22 protein-coding genes and 1 riboswitch are annotated in these 21437 nt (G+C 36.6%); of the genes, 2 read left to right on the forward strand and 20 right to left on the reverse strand.

All coding sequences use genetic code 11. The annotated features are described in order from the left end of the window. Nucleotides 1-206: 206 nt before the first annotated feature. Nucleotides 207-1397: a M14 family metallopeptidase gene (locus tag MKY60_RS20675; protein WP_340931021.1), complete on the forward strand. Its 1191-nt coding sequence runs from the start codon at nucleotides 207-209 to the stop codon at nucleotides 1395-1397. A gap of 82 nt (nucleotides 1398-1479) precedes the next feature. Here the strand turns inward: MKY60_RS20675 and MKY60_RS20680 are convergent, their stop codons facing one another. Next, nucleotides 1480-2295: a hypothetical protein gene (locus MKY60_RS20680; protein WP_340931022.1), complete on the reverse strand. Its 816-nt coding sequence runs from the start codon at nucleotides 2293-2295 to the stop codon at nucleotides 1480-1482. Nucleotides 2296-2650: 355 nt separating this feature from the next. On the opposite strand from MKY60_RS20680, the gene MKY60_RS20685 reads away from it, so the two are divergent. Then, on the forward strand, nucleotides 2651-3184 hold the full coding sequence (locus MKY60_RS20685; RefSeq protein ID WP_093495519.1) for an ECF transporter S component: 534 nt from the start codon (nucleotides 2651-2653) through the stop codon (nucleotides 3182-3184). 142 nt (nucleotides 3185-3326) lie between these two features. Here MKY60_RS20685 and thiW read toward each other — a convergent pair whose 3' ends face one another. From thiW to MKY60_RS20780, 19 genes are all read right to left on the reverse strand, one after another. Continuing rightward, complete coding sequence (gene thiW, locus MKY60_RS20690; RefSeq protein ID WP_093495520.1) at nucleotides 3327-3815, reverse strand: energy coupling factor transporter S component ThiW; 489 nt, start codon at nucleotides 3813-3815, stop codon at nucleotides 3327-3329. Nucleotide 3816: 1 nt separating this feature from the next. Then, a complete protein-coding gene (thiE, locus tag MKY60_RS20695; protein WP_340931023.1) occupies nucleotides 3817-4500 on the reverse strand; it encodes a thiamine phosphate synthase in 684 nt (227 codons plus the stop codon). Continuing rightward, on the reverse strand, nucleotides 4448-5281 hold the full coding sequence (gene thiD, locus MKY60_RS20700; protein WP_093495522.1) for a bifunctional hydroxymethylpyrimidine kinase/phosphomethylpyrimidine kinase: 834 nt from the start codon (nucleotides 5279-5281) through the stop codon (nucleotides 4448-4450). The genes thiE and thiD overlap by 53 nt, the downstream gene beginning before the upstream one ends. Nucleotides 5282-5304: 23 nt before the next feature. Continuing rightward, on the reverse strand, nucleotides 5305-6063 hold the full coding sequence (thiM, locus tag MKY60_RS20705; protein ID WP_093495523.1) for a hydroxyethylthiazole kinase: 759 nt from the start codon (nucleotides 6061-6063) through the stop codon (nucleotides 5305-5307). Nucleotides 6064-6065: 2 nt separating this feature from the next. Continuing rightward, nucleotides 6066-6749, reverse strand: coding sequence for a thiaminase II (gene tenA, locus MKY60_RS20710; protein ID WP_093495524.1), 684 nt, complete (start codon nucleotides 6747-6749; stop codon nucleotides 6066-6068). A gap of 87 nt (nucleotides 6750-6836) precedes the next feature. Further along, nucleotides 6837-6939, reverse strand: a riboswitch (TPP riboswitch). A 226-nt stretch (nucleotides 6940-7165) separates the two neighbouring features. Continuing rightward, complete coding sequence (locus MKY60_RS20715; RefSeq protein ID WP_093495525.1) at nucleotides 7166-7387, reverse strand: DUF1540 domain-containing protein; 222 nt, start codon at nucleotides 7385-7387, stop codon at nucleotides 7166-7168. Between the two features lie 160 nt (nucleotides 7388-7547). Beyond that, nucleotides 7548-8318, reverse strand: coding sequence for an isocitrate lyase/PEP mutase family protein (locus MKY60_RS20720; protein WP_093495526.1), 771 nt, complete (start codon nucleotides 8316-8318; stop codon nucleotides 7548-7550). Nucleotides 8319-8770: 452 nt separating this feature from the next. Continuing rightward, nucleotides 8771-10297: a malate:quinone oxidoreductase gene (locus MKY60_RS20725; RefSeq protein WP_340880918.1), complete on the reverse strand. Its 1527-nt coding sequence runs from the start codon at nucleotides 10295-10297 to the stop codon at nucleotides 8771-8773. 260 nt (nucleotides 10298-10557) lie between these two features. After that, nucleotides 10558-10971 (reverse strand): MarR family winged helix-turn-helix transcriptional regulator, encoded by a 414-nt coding sequence (locus MKY60_RS20730; protein WP_090567464.1) that lies wholly within the window; start codon nucleotides 10969-10971, stop codon nucleotides 10558-10560. Between the two features lie 69 nt (nucleotides 10972-11040). Beyond that, the gene (locus MKY60_RS20735; protein ID WP_093495528.1) at nucleotides 11041-11775 is read right to left on the reverse strand and encodes an SDR family NAD(P)-dependent oxidoreductase; all 735 of its coding nucleotides are present in this window, start codon (nucleotides 11773-11775) and stop codon (nucleotides 11041-11043) included. Between the two features lie 12 nt (nucleotides 11776-11787). Continuing rightward, nucleotides 11788-12537, reverse strand: coding sequence for an SDR family NAD(P)-dependent oxidoreductase (locus MKY60_RS20740; protein ID WP_340931024.1), 750 nt, complete (start codon nucleotides 12535-12537; stop codon nucleotides 11788-11790). A gap of 194 nt (nucleotides 12538-12731) precedes the next feature. Next, entirely contained in the window at nucleotides 12732-13997 is a 1266-nt protein-coding gene (locus tag MKY60_RS20745; RefSeq protein WP_090567456.1) for an MFS transporter, read from the reverse strand. 92 nt (nucleotides 13998-14089) lie between these two features. Then, entirely contained in the window at nucleotides 14090-14896 is an 807-nt protein-coding gene (locus tag MKY60_RS20750; protein ID WP_093495530.1) for an SDR family NAD(P)-dependent oxidoreductase, read from the reverse strand. A gap of 277 nt (nucleotides 14897-15173) precedes the next feature. Then, a complete protein-coding gene (locus MKY60_RS20755; RefSeq protein WP_340931025.1) occupies nucleotides 15174-16001 on the reverse strand; it encodes a MetQ/NlpA family ABC transporter substrate-binding protein in 828 nt (275 codons plus the stop codon). Nucleotides 16002-16019: 18 nt separating this feature from the next. Continuing rightward, nucleotides 16020-16682 (reverse strand): methionine ABC transporter permease, encoded by a 663-nt coding sequence (locus MKY60_RS20760; protein ID WP_340931026.1) that lies wholly within the window; start codon nucleotides 16680-16682, stop codon nucleotides 16020-16022. Continuing rightward, on the reverse strand, nucleotides 16675-17424 hold the full coding sequence (locus MKY60_RS20765; protein WP_340880725.1) for a methionine ABC transporter ATP-binding protein: 750 nt from the start codon (nucleotides 17422-17424) through the stop codon (nucleotides 16675-16677). The genes MKY60_RS20760 and MKY60_RS20765 overlap by 8 nt, the downstream gene beginning before the upstream one ends. A gap of 442 nt (nucleotides 17425-17866) precedes the next feature. Beyond that, nucleotides 17867-18775, reverse strand: coding sequence for an ABC transporter ATP-binding protein (locus MKY60_RS20770; protein WP_093495534.1), 909 nt, complete (start codon nucleotides 18773-18775; stop codon nucleotides 17867-17869). A 16-nt stretch (nucleotides 18776-18791) separates the two neighbouring features. After that, the gene (locus tag MKY60_RS20775) at nucleotides 18792-19982 is read right to left on the reverse strand and encodes an ABC transporter permease (protein WP_340880726.1); all 1191 of its coding nucleotides are present in this window, start codon (nucleotides 19980-19982) and stop codon (nucleotides 18792-18794) included. Nucleotides 19983-19995: 13 nt separating this feature from the next. After that, a complete protein-coding gene (locus MKY60_RS20780) occupies nucleotides 19996-21114 on the reverse strand; it encodes a hypothetical protein (RefSeq protein ID WP_340880728.1) in 1119 nt (372 codons plus the stop codon). Between the last annotated feature and the right edge of the window lie 323 nt (nucleotides 21115-21437).

Below are 21437 nucleotides of genomic sequence, written 5' to 3' on the forward strand. Positions count from 1 at the left end.
GGAAAAATGAATGGTATCCGTCAAAATATGCACCGTCCTTTTTTGATATCTTGTAATTCATTCTATCAATAGTTCTATAATACCGCGACCTCATTCTTGCTCTTATGGTCGGAAGAATGACTAGACCTTCGTATTAACTCCTCACTTTTTGAGGATTAGTTTCATATACTTTTATGATTAGTTTTTTATCGAAAGGTGGGAACGACATGGATGTATACGTTAGATCCGGGGACTCGGTTTGGTATTATAGCCAATTATTCACGATTCCTTTTAAACTTATTATTGATTCTAACCGAGATATTAATCCACAAATACTTTCGGTAGGTGTGCGTATTCAAATTCCAGGATACGTTACTATAGATTATCAAATTGTATCTGGGGACTCCTTATGGGCTATTGCTAGTAGTAGAAATCTTCCGCTAGATGCACTTCTTCTCGTCAACCCTACTCTCAATCCAACACGTCTACAAATCGGACAGACAATTAAAGTTCCTGTAAGAGTTACATGGAGAATTGTGAATGGAAAACAAAATTATGATTACAGTACGATGATAAATAACATTAGGCAATTACAAACTGTTTATCCATTCTTACAGCTATCCTCCATTGGTACTTCAGTTGTAAATCGACAAATACCCGAAATCTTAATAGGTAGTGGAGAAAAAAGAGTCCATTACAATGCTTCTTTTCATGCGAATGAATGGATTACGACACCTGTTCTATTAACTTTTTTAAATGATTACGCATTATCGGTAACTAACCAAACTCCTATTCGAGGGCTTGATACATTTCCGTTGTATTTACAAACTTCCTTGTCCATAGTTCCAATGGTTAATCCTGATGGAGTGGATCTTGTACTAAATGGGATTCCTGAGGAAAGCCCTTGGGGAAGTAGAGTAATTGAATGGAACGATGGCAGCTCTGATTTTTCTGGATGGAAAGCCAATATTCGTGGAGTTGATTTAAATGATCAATTTCCTGCGAAATGGGATTTAGAAAGAGCACGAAATCCCAAATCTCCGGGTCCTAGAGATTATGGTGGGGAAAGCCCATTATCGGAACCAGAATCAATTGCAATTGCTGACTTAACAAAGAGACGTGATTTTGCAAGAGTATTAGCATTTCACACACAAGGAAAAGTTATTTATTGGGGATTTGATAACCTCGAACCACCAGAGTCTGAAGCAATGGTGGCTGAGTTTAGTAGAGTCAGTGGATACGAGCCTGTACAGACCATTGATAGCTACGCTGGCTATAAAGATTGGTTTATCCAGGATTGGCGCAGACCTGGCTTTACAGTCGAACTTGGCACAGGAACAAATCCGCTGCCACTCTCTCAATTTGATGAAATCTATGAAGAAGCATTGGGAATATTCTTGGCAGGACTGTATGTATAAAACTTAAAGACAAAGCCGGAAGGAGGTGCTGATCTCTAACACCTTTTTACGGCTTTATTTGATTGACTTAAAAACTCGTGAGCTATGCGCCAAATAGAGCTATTAACCATATAAAGAAAGTTACTCCTACAATAATAATTTCCATAAAATGAATTAATAACACCTTATAATAACTCTGGTTTGCCTGACGAATTCCGAAGAAATCGCTGTGATGAATGATATAGAGGAACGCACAATAAAAGATAATTCCCGATAAGCAAAATACACCAGATTGTAAAGTCATAACATACCGAGGATTACCGCTTACTTCAAAGGCTAAAGTATATCCAAACTCCTGCGATAATAAATAAGAGAATATAATCATTATAAACAGCGCCAAGGACAGACTAAAGAAATGGGTTCTATAATCTATTAAATTCATAAGCACTCGGATTTTATCACTTTTTGGTTTAAGATTCTCTTCATCTGCCATTTCACCATCATAATGGTACATGATGTATAGAAAAGCACTTAAAATAATTACGCAGAATAATATTGGTTGCAGTAACCGAAAGGCTACTACAGGATTAACAATATAAATAATTATTAAAATGATTAGGAGCACAACGATTAACCTGTTTCCAAGTTTCTCCCTTTTCTCCCATACTTTTCGAATATATATACGGTTATCTTTTTCTTTCCCAGAACTCTCCTTTACCTCTTCCTTATTAAGATTTTTATTGAAAAACAATATAGATATAGAGGTCAAACATATTCCAAAGATCAGATAGATAAATGCCTCTAATGGGTAGGCAACCTTTGAATCATATCTCTCCACAATCCAAAGTCCATCCAACACAATACAGAAAAGACCAATTAAAAATATATAAGGAGCTGCTTTACTAATAATATTTTTCACTCCCTTTTTACAGGTGTTGGATTATTAAATTGTATCATGTATCTAGAATCTCACTTTCCACTACTATTAGAATTTTTTTAATTCTTATAATAATTTAGACATCTGAAGTTGTTAACTTGGAGATACCTCTTAATTCAAATTCGATAAGATCTTTAAAAGTCCTCCTATTATGTAATGTCAATAATAAATATAACCCCCTATTATTCGCAAACGTATAGAAAAGCGTATTATTCTCGGGATTCCCCCACAAACTGACCACTACAATTTTCGTTAAATTGATACTTTTAAAAATATCAATTCCTTGCTAATGTAATCATTAACTCTTATAAATGATTTGAAAAGGAAGGTATAAACTATGCAAAAAACAACAAGTTATTCCCAGGCACGTACTTTCGATTTAATTATTACGTCTATGTTAATAGCACTAGTCTTCGTTGCTACGATCTTGTTAAACATTAAATTACCTATCACGGCAAATGGTGGTTTAGTTCACCTCGGGACAGCAGTACTCTTTATCTCTTCTATTTTATTTGGTCCTAAAAAAGGTGCTATTGCTGGTGCAGTTGGGATGGGGTTATTTGACTTAGTATCTGGTTGGACATTATGGGCACCTTTCACTATTTTAACTCGAGGCCTACAAGGATATATAGTGGGGAAAATTGCTTGGTCGAACGGGCGCAACGGAAGTAGTTTCGCACTCAATTTATTCGCAACGATTATTTCGATTCCTTTTATGTTAGGTGGTTATTACATTTGCGAAGCGGTTCTATTTAGTAGTTGGATATTACCAGCAGCCTCTATCCCTGGAAACATCGTACAAAATGTTGTAGGACTCTGTGTAGCCATTCCCATTTGTGTAGTACTGAAAAAAATCCCATATTTTAAATAATTTATAAAAGCAGGGCAATAGCACAAATAGTTACTTGTTATGATTATTAAATTACACGAAAAAGGAAAATGCATTTTATAGGCATTTTCCTTTTTGTATTGGCTATGCTAATGAACGTTCTTGATAATGAATAAGAAATGCTTTAATACAGAACATTATTCGTTTTAATTTTCCTTAATTTATACATTAAAAGGACACCTAGCAAGGAGCCGCTAATACTCGACACCAGAAATGCCGGCATAAAGAAAAAGAAAGCCGCTTCTGTTCCCATTAGTATCCGTGCATATGGTACCGCCACTACTGACGCTATGATTCCGGTACCAATAATTTCTCCAGCGGCTGCAAGCCATAGTCTTCCTGAATGAATGTAAAGAATTCCTGCCAAAAATGCCCCGATCATCCCACCAGGAAATGCTAATAGCGACCCTGTTCCTGTTAGTACTCGTACAGCACCAGTCAGAAAAGCAATTATTACCGCTGGCACTGGGCCGAAAAGCACCGCTGCCATAACATTGATAGCATGCTGAACTGGATAGGCGCGTGCTATTCCAGTGGGAAGGTACACAAAAGCGGAACCGGCAACTGCTATGGCGACAAACATCGCCATAAGTACAAGCTGCTTGGACTTCATACTACCTTCTCCTTTCGCTTGAAGCCTTGAATTTGTTTATTTGCATCGCTATATCTTTAGCCTCTGCCAAAGCTGAAATCACCGCAACACCCGCTGCTCCTGCTTTCCAAACAGCTCTTGCGTTATCTGGTGTAATCCCACCAATACCTACAACGGGGATTTCTGAGAACAGCTGAGAAATCTCCATGATTCTATTAACTCCAGCTGGTGCCTTGGCATCATGTTTCGATTGGGTTTCGTAAACTGGACCTACTCCCAGGTAATCAGCTCCCTCTTTAACTGCGATTTTTGCTTCCTCCATAGAATGGACCGAAACACCAATGATTTTCCCTTCTCCAATACGAGAACGGACCGACGCGCAGTCAAGATCCTCCTGCCCAACATGGACCCCGTCAGCTCCAATCATGCATGCTAGCTCGACGTCATCGTTTACGATGAAAGGCACCCGATGAGTATTACAGAGCTTCTTGCATTCCAAAGCAAATCTTCTCAATGCATCTCCTTTTAACGCAAAGGGCCCTTTTTCCCTCAACTGGAAAAGACTGATTCCTCCAAGAAGTGCTTGTTCAAGAAGCACAAGTGGCTCTTTTCCTTTGACGTTGGCAGTGCCCATAATAAAATAAATAGCAGGTTTACTGAACAAGCTGCACCTCCTCCTTAGTGCCGAATTTATGATATGCTGCATGATTCGTAGGTCCATGTCCAGCACCGATATTTAGAGGATGGGAAATAGCCGCCTGTATAAACTGTTTTGCTGTATATAAGGATTTCTGCAACGGATTTCCTTTAGCCAATTCTGCTGTCAATGCGGCTGAGAAAGTGCAACCAGTTCCATGCGTATGGTTAGTATGAATCCGTGGTGAGCGCATTGTTAAAGTGTCGCCATTCCGGTGCAGATAAAAATCCTCTGTAAAGTTTATGTCTGTACCATGTCCACCTTTTATCACCACTGCCTCGGCTCCTGTCGCTAAGATCCACTTTGCCGCTCTTAACCTGGAAACAGAATCATGGATTTCCAAGCCACTTAAGACTTCAGCTTCTGGAATATTTGGCGTTACAACTGTGGCTAGCCGCAGCAAACAATTCATCAACGCATCTACCGCTTCCTGCTGTAAAAGAGAAGCTCCCCCTTTTGCAATCATGACCGGATCGACGATGACGTTCTGCCATCCGTACTTCTTTATTCCCCGGGCTGCTTCTTCAATAATGTCCGCATTGAATAGCATTCCTGTTTTTAATGCGGAAATCTGAAAATCTGTGCCTATAGCCTTCAGCTGATTTTCTACTGCGGTTCTATCCATCGGATAAATACCAGTGAGGCCAAGTGTATTCTGAGCTGTCACTGCTGTAATAACTGAAGTTGAATAAACCCCAAGCTCCTGGAATGTTTTGATATCTGCTTGAATTCCTGCTCCGCCTCCAGAATCAGATCCTGCAATAGTCAAAACTTGTTTGATATTTCCCATATCGCAACCTCCCCTAAACGGATTCAATTATCATAATTTCCTTGTGGCTTTGATGCCAATCCATCCAGAAAAGCAATCTGGAAGCTGCCCGGCGCTTGTGAATGTGGAGCTACTTTTTCTCCGCACATTGCATAAAAACGTAGTGCCTCTACAGTAGCAACCATAGGTTGACTTGGCGATGTTGCCAAAAACGCTGCCACCACGCCACTTAAAAGACATCCCATTCCAGTCACAAACGACATAAGTGGTGTACCATAAGGAATCTCCTCCACGTCTTCACCGTCAGTTACAACATCAATTTCACCAGTTACCGCAACGATCAACTTATATTTCCGTGCCATCTGCTTTGCAAGTTCGACGACATCTACATTTCCCTCTCCAGCATCAACGCCTTTTGCCTGCCATTCAACACCGGCAATTGCTGCCAGTTCCCCGGCATTGCAACGAAGGACGGTAATGTTAACATCTTCTATCAACTGACGGATAGCCGATAATCGGAAGGCGGTTGCACCTGCTCCCACAGGATCCAAAACGATTGGAATGCCCTTACTGTTTGCAGTTTTCCCTGCTAAGAGCATACTGCTTAAAGTAAGTTTATTTAAAGTCCCTATATTAAGCGACAAGGCATCAGCTAACATGGCAAGTTCCTCTACCTCTTCGTATGCTTCTCCCATAATTGGAGAAGCTCCGAGTGCTAATAGCCCGTTTGCTTGGAAATTTGAAACGACGTGATTAGTAATACAATGGACTATAGGCCGTTTTGTACGTAATGATGCAAGCATAGTTACACCTCCGCCTTACTCGAGACATTTACTGACCAAGTTTCCATCGTCCATGCTTGTTCCCAGAAATTCCATTCATAATAGCTGCTCCTGCGAAATCGATCTTTCAATTCCTGTCGCCGTTTTTCAGGTAAATTCACTGCGAGGTGATCCATTCGGGTAATCTGTTCATTAACAAGCTCCTTGAACCATTCAGATCCATATGTTGCAATCCATTTTTGATAAATGGGATGTTTTGGAGTTGCTTCTTTCAATCGTTCACCTATTTCATAATAAAGCCAGTAGCATGGGAGAATTGTAGCTAACACATCTGCAAGATCTCCTTCTGCTGATCGGTACATATGAGAAACATATGAATATGCAGTTGGAGACGGCTCAAACGTAGCCCAGTCCGTTTCCTTTACATTAAGCAATTCCATAAACGATTCATGCAAAGCCATTTCTGCGGCGCAGGTTTGTTCGGAATGGTATGCAAATCTTTTCGTTGTCTCCAAATCCGTAGCTTTTACCGCCCCGATTGCCTGAACTTTTGCAAAATGTGTTAAATAATAGGCGTCTTGCATGACGTAATACTTGAACACATCAAGTGGCAATGTTCCTTTCTCTATCCCTTTCACAAACGGATGGTGGAAACTCGCTTCCCATAAATCATTGCACTCATTCCTTACTTCTTTGCAAAATGTCATTTTTCTCCATCTCCTTTTTGGCAAATAAAAACACCGCTTTCCGGAAAAGGAAAGCGGCGATTAGTAAGCAGAAGAAAATAAAAATAAGCATACGTTCGCCCACTTCCCTCCGCTGGTATGATCCAGATCAGGTTCAAAGGGTCCAAGCTCTGCTTGTCTCAGCCGTTAAACGGCTCCCCTAGTGGATAGCGATATTCTTTTGTCAAAATCACTATAGCATAAAAGAAAAAATTATTCAAAAATTCCAGAAAATTTTTACGAGTTTACCAAATTTGTAGAGTACACCTTTTCCGATAATCTAAAAAGGGGCTAAAGAAATTTCTCTTTAGTCCCTCACCCTCAATGTGTAGACCAGCATTGCCTATCTCTAACCTAATTGGTTCGCACCCATTTTAGTATTATTAAATTATATAACACTACTTTCGGCCTTCTTCAGGTTTGAATGTTTTACAGCACGTATCTGCAGAATGACCTGCTTCCTCAGAAATAGTGCGGTAATCAAATTCAGAAGCAAACTCTGTATTATTGTGTTTTGCATGGTAATCCATATCTATTTCGATTTTTTCTGCTCCACAAACATTTCCTTTTGCATGGAAAATACAATTTGATACAGTACATTTCACTTCTACATTTGGCATAACTGTCCTCCTCATTGAGATTTATTGAGAAGTATAAAAATGAACTCCTCATAGATTATCTTGTCCAATTCAACGTTATTAATTTATATAAGATGTTTTCTTTCTGCAAATTTTGGTTCCTCACTCTTAACTTTTATCAACTTTTACCCCATTACGCAGTTTAGTCAATATATAAATGCGCAGTATCTTTACATTCTATTAATTGTTCTGTATTCTTTTCTAAAAAAGTAATATATTTATCGGATAATGCATTTCCAAAGCTAAATCGTTTAACTCCTAACTCTTTAAGCTTGTTACAATTCGTTAGTCCCGGTAAAGATAATACATTAAGTGGAGCTTTTATTTTCAATGCAACTTCTCTTATATCTTCTTCTAATTTCATTCCGGGAACAAAAATTCCACTAGCTCCACTTTCTACATAGGATTTTGCTCGATCAATTGTTTCCAACAGAGGATTTTCCCTCTGAAAATAAGTGTCAGTTCTAGCATTGATATAAAAGTTTTTAAAACCATTTGTATCTAAAGCGATTCTTATTTTTTCTAATAGGTTGCAGTGTTTAGATATTCCTCTTAACCCTTTCTGCTTTTTTAGTGAATCCTCAATATTGATACCTACAACTCCAATATCTGCGGTTTTCAAAACGTTATTAATAACAATCTCCACGTTTTCACTATAGCCTGCCTCAATATCCGCGGAAACGGGTATATTCACATTCTCAGCAATAGTTTTTATGATTGATAAATGTCTATCAAAATCAATTAATTCACCATCAATATAACCAAGGGAATTAGCAATCCCCCAACTCGTCGTTCCTATAGCTTTGAACCCTACTTTCTCGAGTGTTAAGGCCGATAATAAGTCCCAAGCATTTCCTAAGAATAGTAATTCTTCGGATGTATGAAGGTCATTAAATTCTTGTATTTTAGTCACATTTGCTCCTCCTAACTATTGTTGTACCTTATATTAACAAGTTATTTACAACCACTTCGACCTCATTCTTGCCCTTATGGTCCTAGCGATCAAAAAAGAGAAGCTTTTACAAGAAAGCGTTTTGTTAGGGAAATGACTAAGTTCGTAAAATCATGGACCTTTCTGAACTACTGACTATAACTAAATTCTGTGGACCTTCGACCATGTTCTAAGATAGAAAGAAAATGAGTAAAAGGCATACAATTTCTATATAAATAAAAAAAGACCCTTTAATCTATCTATGGACAGATTAAAGGGTCTATGTTGTATTTCTAATACTATTCATTATTACTCAATTCTTTAATTCTCTATTTTTAATTTAGCCTGTTAAATCTCTTCATTATAGAAACATTGTCATTAGTTAAAAATGTTACTAAAATTCCTAAATAAGCATTGATGCTACATCTAAAGAATTAACTATAGACCTGCTCTTTTTTGCTTAGACCAAGGGCTTCTGCGGTTGAAGTATGAATTTCGTCCAAAAGCTCGGGGTTGTCCATTAATGACACTCCGTAAGATGGAATCATCTCTTTAATTTTTGGCTCCCATTCTTGCATATGTTGTGGGAAGCATCTACCAAGAATTTCAAGCATGGCATGAACAGCTGTAGAAGCACCTGGAGAGGCACCTAGTAATGCTGCGATTGAACCGTCAGCGGCAGTAACAATCTCTGTACCAAATTGAAGAGTTCCTTTACCACCGGCTTCTGTATCTTTGATGACTTGTACACGTTGGCCTGCTACTACTGTATCCCAATCCTCCAGTTTAGCATTCGGTATAAACTCTCGAAGCTCTTCAATACGCTTTTCTTTCGATAACATAACTTGCTGGATTAAGTATTTTGTCAATGACATCTCTTTGGCACCTGCCGCCAACATAGTTACAACATTGTCCGGTTTTACGGAAGTTACCAAATCAAACATGGAACCCGTTTTTAAAAATTTTGGCGAGAAACCAGCAAATGGTCCGAATAGCAACGACTTTTTATTGTCGATAAATCGAGTATCTAAGTGTGGTACAGACATTGGTGGAGCACCAACCTTAGCTTTGCCGTATACTTTAGCATGATGCTGCTCTACCACTTCCGGTTTGTTACACACTAAAAATAGTCCGCTTACCGGGAATCCTCCAATATGTTTTCCTTCAGGAATACCGGATTTTTGTAGTAGATGAAGACTACCACCACCACCACCGACGAAGACGAAGTCCGCAGTGTGGTTTTCGATTTTGCCTTCTGCGTTATTTTTCACTTTTATTTCCCACTTGTTATCACTCGTACGTTTAACATTATCTACACTACTATTAAATTTAATCTCAACGTCTTTAGTCATTAAGTGGTCAAGTAACATACGAGTTAAAGCACCAAAATTAACATCCGTTCCAGAGTCTATTTTTGTTGCTGCAATAGCCTCATTAACTGGACGATTTTCCATAATAAGTGGTATCCATTCCATAAGTTTTGCTGGATCATCTGAAAATTCCATCCCTTGGAACAGGGGATTTTGTGACATTGCTTCGAAACGTTTCTTTAAAAACGCTACATTTTCTTCTCCCTGTACCATACTCATATGAGGCAATGGCATAATAAAGTCTTTTGGATTATCTATTAGCTTACTATTAACAAGATAAGACCAAAACTGCATAGATAGCTGGAATTGTTCATTTATATTGATAGCTTTGTTAATATCTACAGAGCCGTCTGGTTTTTCAGAAGTGTAGTTAAGCTCGCACAGTGCAGCATGACCTGTACCTGCGTTATTCCATTCGTTAGAGCTTTCCTCACCTGCTTTATCGAGCTTTTCAAATACTTTAATATTCCATTCCGGTTTTAATTCTTTCAGCATTGTCCCCAAAGTAGCACTCATAATTCCGGCACCTATTAAGATTACTTCTGTTTTAGTTTCTTTGTTGATCATATTAACCTTCCTTACTCCGTATATTTGTATAGAGGATGTATACTACTTAGGCATAACAATATGTCAAGTTGAATTACAGGAATACATCTTTTTGTCTACTATAACCATATCATATATTAGAATTATTTATTGATAAATTATCTTCTATTATAAGCTATTTGAAAGCGATTTAAAAGCTAGTAAATAGTGAGAAGTTCATCTGGTAAGACCTAGAACACCAGGAATTCCCAAAGTATAGATGAGGATTCCAAATGATAAATAATTATTAAAACTCAATAAATTCATTAACTATTTAACTTCCTATAAATCCCCACTAATTGTTCCCTTTCCTCCTCTGTTAGCTTTTCAAATAGCTTCCTACGCAGTAATTGGCCCTCTTGGTTGGCTCTATAAACCATATCAATACCCATATCGGTAATTTGTATATAGATAATTCTACGGTCAAACTCATCCGTTAATCTAACTGCTAATTTTTTCTGTACAAGTTTTTCCGATAAGTGCGTTAGGGTGGCAGGAGTCAGTCCTAGAGACTTCGCAATATCTGATGGTCGACTTTTTCCTTTTGCCTGTAAATGACCAAGAACAAGAATATGAGATACACCTAGCTCTTCATTGAACGTCTTATTCCACTGAATGATTAAGTTATTTGTAAAGTTATCCATACTATGGATTAATTCAAAAATTGTTTGTTCTTTCATAAGAAATGTTCCTCACTTTCAATAAGTAAAAGCCCCTAATCAAAATTAGGGGCTACTTTAGCATACGCATTATTGAGCTGAGAATCCACCATCAATAACCAACTCTGCACCTGTAATGTAAGATGAATCATCAGAAGCTAAGAACAAAGCTGCTTTTGCAATATCTGTAGGTTGGCCTAATCGTTGCAAAGGAGTCATTTGAATTAAGCGACCAAGAAGTTCTTTTGATGAGTTTAAAGATTGAGTCATTGGTGTTTCTATAATCCCAGGGAATAGGGCATTGACGCGAACCCCTTTAGTACCAAAGGTTGTTGCTGCTGCTTTAGATATAGCACGTACAGCTCCTTTAGATGCGGAATAATGATTAAACCCTTGTCCAATTTGAGCTGTATAAGATGAAATATTAATAATTGAACCTTTCCCTTGTGCTGCCATATACGGAGCAATATGCTTCATGCCAGAAAATGGACCAAAGCCATTAATAGATAGCATCTTTTGCCAATCATCTAAATCGATTTCTTGGAATGGTTTTTCTGAAGAAATTCCGGCATTATTTACTAAAACATCAATTTTGCCAAAACGATCATTCACTTCTTTTGCTAATGCTTCCCAATCGTTATCTGAAGCAACGTTTAACTTCATCCCATAGACGTTTTCTTTTTGACTTGCTCTTGCAAGTGCTTCCTCATTAATATCTGCTGCAATGACGATAGCGCCTTCTTTACTGAACAAATCAACCATACATTCGCCAATACCTGAAGCTCCTCCAGTAATAATAGCTACTTTATTATCTAATCTTCCCATGCTAATCTCTCCTTAACGTAATTTTATTGATCCACCATCAACCATAATGGTTTGACCAGTTATATAATTTGAATCTGCACTTGATAAAAATACAGCTACTTGTCCAATATCTTGCTCTGGATCACCAAGTCGACGTAATGGAATCTTGTTAATCATGGCATCATATAATTGCGGGGCATTTTCACGCCATTGCTCAACTCCTGGAGTTAAGGCAATTGGTGAAATCAAGTTAACATTGATACCGTCTGGACCCCATTCATTTGCTGCAACACGTGATATTGCTCGAATTGCTTCTTTCGCTGCAGCATAAGAAGTTTGTGTGACTTGTCCATCAATACCAGCACCTGAAGCAAAGTTAATAACTTTACCTTGTGATTTCTTTAACTCAGGATAAGCTGCCTGCATAAAGTGGAATGTAGGATAAAAGCCTGTTCCAAATGATAGATCAAGGTGATCTTGTGTTGTTTCTATAAAAGGTGCTTGTCTTGAGACATGCGCATTATTAACCATAATATCTAACTTGCCAAATTTCTTTACAACTTCGGCAACAATTTCGTAAACATTTTCTTTTATAGAGATATCTTTAATAATAAGTAATCCTTCTGTATATTGACTGACCTCAGCAAGAGTTTCTTTTCCTTTTTCTTCATTGACATCGACGATTGCAATATGTGCACCTTCTTTGGCCATTGCAAGTGCAATTCCTCTGCCAATACCTCCAGCACTACCCGTTACAATTGCAACTTTTCCTTGTAACTTCATTAGAATAACCTCTTTCTATTTATATTTAGATATCTAAATATATTACATCTAAATAATATCAAATTCTTTTCTTAAAGTGCAAGTAAAAAGATTCAAGTATTTGACATAACTTAAGTTGAAAGAAAGCAAAATGCACAGGCGATTTTTTATACAAATCACCTGTGCATTAGTAGTTTTTTATATAAGTTACTTAGTTAATCCCAGAAGCCTTCTTGCTCTAATTTCTTTTTTCCTCTAAAAGCAATAAGTACACATACAATATTAATGATCAACATAATAACTATTGCATATAAAACGGACGTATAACTTCCCGTAAAGTCGAATACAAAACCATAGGCTGGTAAAACAACAATAGATGCTATTGCTAGCCCCATGGAAGCGTTTGAATATATTTGACTGTATTCTTTGTTCCCAAATAGACTTGAAGTAAGTGCTGGACCTAATGTTCCTATAGAGGAAGATATTAAACCGAATAGGCCTACTGCAACTGTTATTACAACTGTGCTAGATGCGGAGAATAATAACAGACAAATCGCTATCAAACCACCACTCATGGCAAAAATAGCTGTATTTTTGGAGCCAATCTTATCACTTAAGATACCAATAGCTAATGATCCAATAAGAACACCAACCATATAGGTTCCCATTACATTACCAGCAAAGGTTACATCAAAACCTTTAGCCATCAAATAGGTTGGAATGTGCATCGAAAAGCTTGCAATAGATGTAATTAGAAAGAAAAAGATTACTAGTGCATAAAAAGCCGAAGATTTTCTCGCTACAGCCATTGATACCCCTTTATTGCTAGTTTCACTCGGTGTACCTGTACCGTTATCTTCCACTTCTTCTATACCATAAGGAAGTAGTCCCTTGTCCTGAGGTAATTTTTTTATAAAAAGTAATATAATTGGAACAACAATAATAATGATTGTGATCCCAACAATCATATAAGAGGTTCTCCACCCTTGATTGGCAATAAGGTTCCCGATAATTGGTTGCGAGATGGCACCAAGTGCTCCTCCTGCTGCACTCATGATTCCAAGTGCTAGACCATTGTTCTTTTTAAACCACTGATTAATTAGGACTGGACCAGCAATTACAGTTATAAACACACCACCAACTGCTAGTGGTACTGCGAATATATACCAGCCCCATACAGAATTCATCAAACTAAACATTGCAAATGCTCCAGCTTGTAAAACTATCGCAACACTTAGGAGTAACCGTGTATCATATTTCGCCATTAGTTTACCGCCTATCGGTAAAAAGACCATTGTGACAATTGCAGATACACTAAAATATAATGATAGACTTCCCATTCCAATTCCAAGCTCTTTCGTGATAGGTGACAAAAATAGCCCGGAGGAATTATTTAAACCGCCTTTTCCTAAACCGACGATAATACATAGTGCTAATAAAATCCACCAAGCATAGTGAATTTTCTTTCTATTTTGACCCATGTAGTTTCTCCTATTTCTATATTTCTATTATTTATTTCTGTTAGAATATTGCTAGATTTTTTAATTATGTCCAAGCACTAGTAGGCTTTTATTTAGCTTTTTGCTTTTTTCATATATTCGTTAAAATCTGGAACACTTGGATTTGCAATATAATGTCCGCCTTCTACTTGGATTGTTTGGCCAGTAATAAACTTAGATTCATCTGAAGCTAAAAATAACACTGTATATCCAATATCATCCGGTTCACCATGGTATGGTAGTGTATTATATTTTGCAAATATATCTAGTACCTCTGGTGTCATATTGTTCTTAGCGGCAGGGGTCAAAATTAAACCAGGTGCAACAGCATTACAACGGATCTTATCCTTCCCGTATTGGGTAGCAATATATTTCGTAAGATTTACTACAGCTGCTTTCGATGCTCCATATGCAGCACGAATAGTATCACCAGTAAATCCTGCCATTGATGCTGTATTTATAATAGAGCCACCACCAGCTTCAATCATATGCGGTATAGCAAATTTACTACCTATTAAGACACTCTTTAGATTCACGTTCATAAGTCGATCCCACTCATCAAGATCTATATTAACGACATCTAAATCCTTCTTAAGATTAGTCAAACCAACGTTATTAAATAGAACCGAAATTTTGCCAAAGTTCTTAACGGTAAACTCAATAGCTTCCTTAATAGAATTTTCATCGCCAGCATCAAGGAAAATACCGAAAGCATCTCCTCCATTAGCATTAATATTCTCTGCTGCTTCTCTTGCACCTTCCATATTAAAATCGGCAATAACTACTTTTGCACCTTCTTTTGCCAATAATGCGGCTGTTGATAATCCTATACCTGATGCTCCCCCTGTTACTAGTGCCACCTTACCTTGTACTCTTCCCATTGTTTAATAACTCCCTTCTCCAGTTACACCAAAATCAATTAGTGTCATCTCTATTCAATTATAATTAGATATCAAAATATTTGGCATCTAAATAATATCAGAAATTTTTTTCTACTGCAATGAGTTCTTTGTTTAAACTCTTATAAAAGAATCGTTTTTGCACTATCTTAGTATGGAATAAATATATTAGTATAGATAAAACGTTTACCGAATGTATAACTAAAAAAGGACCATTCTTAGTTGTAAACAACTTGAATAGCCCTTCATTATATTTATACTAGAACGCTGGAATTGCAGTTTCATCATAATTTTCTTCTAAAAACTTTCTTACTTCTTGACTCGTCATAGCTTCCGCTAGCTTTTGGATGGCGTCTGATTCAGCATTATCCTTGCGTGCAACTAGTGAAATTGCAAAATCATTTTCGGATCCTTCCGTAAGGAGAGCATCACTTTTTGGCGTCAATCCAAGTGGTGCAGCATATGCAGGTGTCATGATTACTGCATCTGCATCATCATACATTCTCGCCAACATTAACAAATCTACTTCTTCAAATTTATAATTTTTTGGGTTGTCCACAATATCAGCTTTCGTGTAATATGGACCAGTTTTTTCTTGTAAAGTGATGGCATTATGTTGAGCTAACAATGCCAATGAACGATCTATATTAGAAACATCGTTCGCAATGGCGATTACGGAATCCTCCGGTAATTCATCCATTGAATTATAGTCTTTAGCATATACACCATAATTCGCAAAATATATAGGAACAATAGGGACTAGTTCTGCATCATTGTTTCTATTGAATTGCTCCATATAAGGAACATGTTGAAAGAAGTTTGCATCTACTTCATTTGCTGCAAGCGCACTATTAGGCTGAACGTTATCACTTAATACAACAATTTCAAGATTAATCGATTCTTCTGCTAGTTTTGGTTTAACAAGCTCAAGAATTTCCGTCATCGGAGGGATTAACGAAGCAACTTTCAATGTAACTTCTTGTCGATCATTACCTTGTACTTTTTTCTGGTCATTTACTTCTTCCTTTTGCCCACAACCAGCTAATATTAATGTGATCATTGTAATTAGTAAGAATATTTTTTTCATTTTATTTCCTCCTATTATTTATCTTTTATCAATCAATCTGGATACAGTTGTTCCAACGAATTGCAAGAGCTGTACAAGTATGACCATAATAATAATCACATAAATCATCAAATCTGTTTTGAATTGCTGGTATCCATACCGAATGGCAAAGTCTCCTATACCACCACCTCCGACAACTCCCATGATCGTCGAGTACGAAATAAAGCTAATAATCGAAGTTGTTAATCCAAGAACAAGTCCAGAACGGGCTTCAACATACAGAAATTTAAAAACAACTTCTTTAACAGAAGCACCCATTGAAACCGCCGCTTCAATTACACCTTTTGGTACGTCCAATAAAGACTGCTCGACTAATCGTGAATAATGCGCGATTGCTATTATCGATAGTGGAATAGTTGCAGCCGCTGTGCCAATGGCTGTTCCCATGATTAGCCTTGTAAAAGGGATTAAAAATACAACTAGTAATAAAAATGGAAAAGAACGTACTATATTTACCAATAAATTTAGTGACGAGAAAACAAACTGGTTCTCAAGTATTTGGTCCTTCCTGCAAAGAAAAAGTAATGTCCCAACTGGAAGACCTACTAGAATCGCCGCTAAAACAGAAACACCAACCATAACAAAAGTTTCTCCAATAGATGACCAAATTTCAGCTTCATATTGAACTAATATATCAGGCATGATCCATCTCACCGACCTTTGTTAATTGTTCTACAAAGTACTTTGGACTATTGTCTGTATTTAGAATCCTTTTTGGTTTAATTGTTACGGTGTCATAGACTTCTCCATCCGCCATTACAGTTACTCGGTTACATATACTTTTAATCACTTCCATCTCATGGCTGACAATGACAATTGTAACCCCAAAGCTTTTATTTATGTTTTCCAATACACTTAATATTTCTGCAGTCGTATTAGGATCTAGAGAAGAGGTTGGTTCATCACACAACAAAACTCGGGGGTTATTCGCTAACGCTCTTGCGATCGCAACGCGTTGTTTTTGTCCACCACTTAATTGTGCGGGATACTTATCCTTTAAACTCTCTAACCCAACAAATTGAAGACATTCTCCTACACGGCTCTTGCGTTCTTCCCTCGGAAAGTTTGCCAACTCTAAGGATACAGCAACATTTTCGTAAACCGTTTTATTTGCTACTAGATTATAGTGTTGAAAAATCATCCCTATGGATTTCCGAGCTTGTCGGAGTTCTTTGCTATGTAAATTTGTTAACGTTTGACCATTTACCTCAACTTCTCCTTCTTCAGGAATTTCCAACAGGTTCATCAACCGTAGCACGGTAGATTTACCTGCTCCACTTGCTCCGATAATTCCATGAATCTCTCCTGCATTTACTGTTATAGATATAGATTTAATGGCCTGAAACCGGGAATAACTTTTACTGACCTTATGTAACTTAATCATAAAAAAAACCCCTTTCTAGTAGTTGAAGGGTGATTACAATAGCTTCAATTATAGACTAATATGCTTGGGCTGTCATTTTACCAGATAATTTCGTCAACGGGAAAATAGTCAGGCAGCCTTCTGTGGTCTAATCCCTGGAAGGTTGACTATAGAATTCAAAGAAAGGTGCAGTACATGTAAATTAGTCGAACAAACGAATAAGTGTAAGAAAAATATTAAAAGAAAGAAAAATAGTTATCCAACCATAACTCCTTTAAGAAGAGATATGGCTAGACAACTATCGTTTCCCTTTTTACCATAATTCACTTTGGTAATGGAGTCTTTTATTTTGAACTAGAACTGGGCTAATATTTATAAAACGATATAGTCTTTCAAGTACTTTTTCATTTTTATACGAGTCGAGCATTGACTAATGGGAACAATAATTCCCTATCTTTTGTCACTACTTTTGCTGGTACTCCATTGAATATAAATCATTTAGTGTCAATTTACCAAAGCTAAAATCAGTCAACTGTTGAGCTATTAAATACTGTGTGATGCTACCTAACGTTTCTGTGTCCTGCTTACTTACATCGATAAGTGTTTTGCCACTTGGTAATGTCTGCACATGTAGTCCTGAAAATTGCTTTTTAAATACTTCAAGATGCTCTTGTGAAAAATTGGAGACTCGGACCGTTGTTACCTTATTGTCAGTAAAGCCAGGTACCAATTCATCTACTAGCTTTAGTTCCCCAGTTTTCATAAAAAATATACGGTCTGCATATTGCTCAAGGTTTTCTAATAAATGTGAAGCAATAATAATTGTTTTACCTTCCGCTTTCTTTTGCAAAAGTATTTGGGATATTAGCTCTACATGCGTTGGATCTAAGCCATTCATAACTTCATCCATCAGCATCACCTGTGTGTCAGAGACAATTTGCATAGCAAAGCATAACCGTTGGCGCATTCCTAAAGAATAGGTGCCTGTTTTTTTCTTCACATACGATTCCATTCCAAGCTGTACAATCGTGTCTTCAATTAACTTGGGATTACTATTCCACATTGCTTGATAGATCTTCAGATGGTTCTTTCCAGATACATGATTATATAAATCACTTTGGTCCGGCATCATTGATACACCTTGATGTATCTTCACCTCGTTTGCTTTACTTGAATATTGCAATTCATGATTTAAAATCACCTGTCCTTGATTGGGAGACAAATAGTTCATGATTACATTCATCAGTGTCGATTTCCCAGTTCCATTGGGGGCTACTAAACCAATGATTTCCCCCGGTTGGAACTTAATCGATATATCCTTTAATACCTGTTTGTCTCCAAACTGAACGCGTATTTTCTTTAATTCCAACATATTTAACACCCTTTCTCTATGCTATTAACTTAAACCTTTTAAATTTACTCACAATCAGCGTCAATATCACCAAGAAGAGTGTACAACATCCTATAATTGTTAACCCGTGTTGGTAAGTTAAGTCAGGCGACTGATAAACAAAATTTCTATATCCTGAAATGACTTGTCCTACTTGCACATATGATGTTGGATAGCGCTCAATATCTGAATACGCTCCCATTACTCGTTCAAAATAAAACCACTCAGCTGCAATTATGATAAAGCTGACAAATAAATTAGCAAACTCAGCTTTTACAATGATACTTAGGAACAAAATGATTGCTATTAAGAATAAGAACCAAACACCAATAAACAATATATTTTTCAATAGAAATGTACTCATAGTCATATTGGTAAAGGTTTGTTCTATGTAAGAATAGAAAGGCACCGGGAGTGAAAAATCACCAAAACCATTTTGTAATCCGATAGCTATTAAAACTACGTATAGAGGAACAAATGACAAAATACTTCCTACAAAAGCAACTAGCCCTTTCATCAATAGCTTTTTCCAATCAGAAATCGGAAATCCTTTTAATAAACTAGGGTTACGACGATCTTTCAACACAATATCTACAGATAAAAGAATACAACTTATAAACAGTACAATTGGTAGATAATCATTTAACATACGTTGTAACGTTTGTAGAGCAGTTCTTTCTTCAAACAAGTCCATCGACAGCTCAGAACTTCCTTCTACATAACCAGTAAAACGGCTAGCCGTATAGCCATAACCATAATGACCATCAGCATGGGCATAATTATTACCATAGGTATAATAGAGAGGATTATAGAAGAAAGAGTCACCGTTAACAGTCAGTTGGTCTGAATATAGGTACCATCCCGCTGTTGCTTCTGCATACTTTAAATAATCTTTTTCATTAATTGCATCAATTCTTGCCCGATCATATTCATTCCACTGAGGGAATACTGCAAGTGCAAAAGCAACTGAAGGATGTATATTATCTTTTCCTTCTACACTTTTGATAAAATCATCTCTCGTCGTGAAACGTGCTTCCATCTCAGCTACATCGACTTTTTCAATAGGTTCATACGAAGGTGCAACTTTTAATACAAAATATAAACCTAAAAAAAGTAAAATAACATAAACAGCTATGTTTTTCTTATTCGTAAAAAATTGCTTAAACTCCCATTTAAAATAAGCCCACATGTCTTACACCTCCCTATATTTTCTGAAGCTTACCTGTCGATAAAAACCATTTAATAACTGCCATCAGCAATACTATGCTAATGCATAAATAGACCAAGCCTGCATTGCTATTCAACGCGACCGGGGTTTCTAAATTCAGAGTATCTCCATTTAAAACACTTGGAAAGTTTACATAGTTAAACGGATTAAATGGTAAAAGCTCAATTAGGGATGGAAACAAAATTGGTATGACGACAAGGATGATCTGTACAAATAAAGTTAAATAAACATTTCTTAATAATACATTTAAAATTACGGACAATAAAATTGCAAAAACTGCCAAGCAAATCATATATACAATCGAAACTGCTATGTATTTATAAATTGGATAAATTGTTACTTCCCCATTAAAAACAGCTACTGGATATGAAGCTTGTCCCAGTCCTTTAAAATAGATTAGCGGCAAACTACATACAATAAGCTCTATAATAAAGATAAAAACAATCCCCATTGAAGTCATACATTTCGCTAATACATACTTGGTAAAAGCAATAGGATAACCTTTAATAAGAGAGGTATGTCGGAAATCATCTATCATAATGTTAGATGCGTAAATACAGATAAGAACAAACCAAACTGATCCTACTATGCTAAATAAAAACGCTAAAAATGGATAGAAGCTCAGTGAGCCAAAAGACAATACTAAATCGTTCTCCTTTAAATATTGGTAATAGTAGGAATCCATTTCATTTTCTATTTTGGAAGGCAAGTTTACAGCGACCAGATCATAATCATCCATTTCAAATGCTTGTTTGCGTAATTCGGTTAACTCTATTGCTGTTTCTATAAATAACTCTGGCTGCTCTGTTTTTAATGCCATCCCTTGTTTTGGGTAAGTGTAATATTGTTTCACGATATTTTTGTATATATCACTACCATCCCCGTATTCACTAGCATCAACAATTTGAAATTTATTCATAGCTACCTTGGCTGGTAACGATTCAATTGATTTTTCCTTAATCGGATTGCCTAACTCTGTTGCATTCGCATAAACAACCATCCCAATAATACTAAGCGCTACAATTAAACAAGCAAAAATATTCTTCTTATCTGTCCTTTCTATTATAAAAAGCGTTTTCAACATACTTCTCATACGATTTCACTCCTCCAGCAAAAGCATGATGAAAGTAATTCATCATCTGTATTATTCACTAAATTTCACATACTTTATTAATACTCCGTTTATTTAAGTTACATATAGGTCTTTGAAATGAGAGAATTAACAAGAATATTTTAAATTCTCTATCAATAATTCTATACTCATCCGAAATATACCTTCTTTAGAAAAAAAAGTAACATTATATTATATACTTTTCGTTAGTTAAAATTTATAAAAGTGATAATTTTAAAAGCATGTGATTTAGCTAAAATTGCTTTTTGACAAAATTTATAGTTTACTTTAAGTTAGTAAGTAAT

The sequence above is a fragment of the Psychrobacillus sp. FSL K6-1415 genome, from assembly GCF_038003185.1.
In the GTDB taxonomy this organism is placed as follows: domain Bacteria; phylum Bacillota; class Bacilli; order Bacillales_A; family Planococcaceae; genus Psychrobacillus; species Psychrobacillus psychrodurans.

Bases quoted from the DNA above. Each gene is read 5' to 3' on its own strand.
- MKY60_RS20675 (WP_340931021.1), top strand. From the start codon at position 207: ATGGATGTATACGTTAGATCCGGGGACTCGGTTTGGTATTATAGCCAA.
- MKY60_RS20685 (WP_093495519.1), top strand. From the start codon at position 2,651: ATGCAAAAAACAACAAGTTATTCCCAGGCACGTACTTTCGATTTAATT.
- thiW (WP_093495520.1), bottom strand. From the start codon at position 3,815: ATGAAGTCCAAGCAGCTTGTACTTATGGCGATGTTTGTCGCCATAGCA.
- thiE (WP_340931023.1), bottom strand. From the start codon at position 4,500: ATGCAGCATATCATAAATTCGGCACTAAGGAGGAGGTGCAGCTTGTTC.
- thiD (WP_093495522.1), bottom strand. From the start codon at position 5,281: ATGGGAAATATCAAACAAGTTTTGACTATTGCAGGATCTGATTCTGGA.
- thiM (WP_093495523.1), bottom strand. From the start codon at position 6,063: ATGCTTGCATCATTACGTACAAAACGGCCTATAGTCCATTGTATTACT.
- tenA (WP_093495524.1), bottom strand. From the start codon at position 6,749: ATGACATTTTGCAAAGAAGTAAGGAATGAGTGCAATGATTTATGGGAA.
- MKY60_RS20715 (WP_093495525.1), bottom strand. From the start codon at position 7,387: ATGCCAAATGTAGAAGTGAAATGTACTGTATCAAATTGTATTTTCCAT.
- MKY60_RS20730 (WP_090567464.1), bottom strand. From the start codon at position 10,971: ATGAAAGAACAAACAATTTTTGAATTAATCCATAGTATGGATAACTTT.
- MKY60_RS20735 (WP_093495528.1), bottom strand. From the start codon at position 11,775: ATGGGAAGATTAGATAATAAAGTAGCTATTATTACTGGAGGAGCTTCA.
- MKY60_RS20740 (WP_340931024.1), bottom strand. From the start codon at position 12,537: ATGAAGTTACAAGGAAAAGTTGCAATTGTAACGGGTAGTGCTGGAGGT.
- MKY60_RS20745 (WP_090567456.1), bottom strand. From the start codon at position 13,997: ATGGGTCAAAATAGAAAGAAAATTCACTATGCTTGGTGGATTTTATTA.
- MKY60_RS20750 (WP_093495530.1), bottom strand. From the start codon at position 14,896: ATGGGAAGAGTACAAGGTAAGGTGGCACTAGTAACAGGGGGAGCATCA.
- MKY60_RS20755 (WP_340931025.1), bottom strand. From the start codon at position 16,001: ATGAAAAAAATATTCTTACTAATTACAATGATCACATTAATATTAGCT.
- MKY60_RS20760 (WP_340931026.1), bottom strand. From the start codon at position 16,682: ATGCCTGATATATTAGTTCAATATGAAGCTGAAATTTGGTCATCTATT.
- MKY60_RS20765 (WP_340880725.1), bottom strand. From the start codon at position 17,424: ATGATTAAGTTACATAAGGTCAGTAAAAGTTATTCCCGGTTTCAGGCC.
- MKY60_RS20770 (WP_093495534.1), bottom strand. From the start codon at position 18,775: ATGTTGGAATTAAAGAAAATACGCGTTCAGTTTGGAGACAAACAGGTA.
- MKY60_RS20775 (WP_340880726.1), bottom strand. From the start codon at position 19,982: ATGTGGGCTTATTTTAAATGGGAGTTTAAGCAATTTTTTACGAATAAG.
- MKY60_RS20780 (WP_340880728.1), bottom strand. From the start codon at position 21,114: ATGAGAAGTATGTTGAAAACGCTTTTTATAATAGAAAGGACAGATAAG.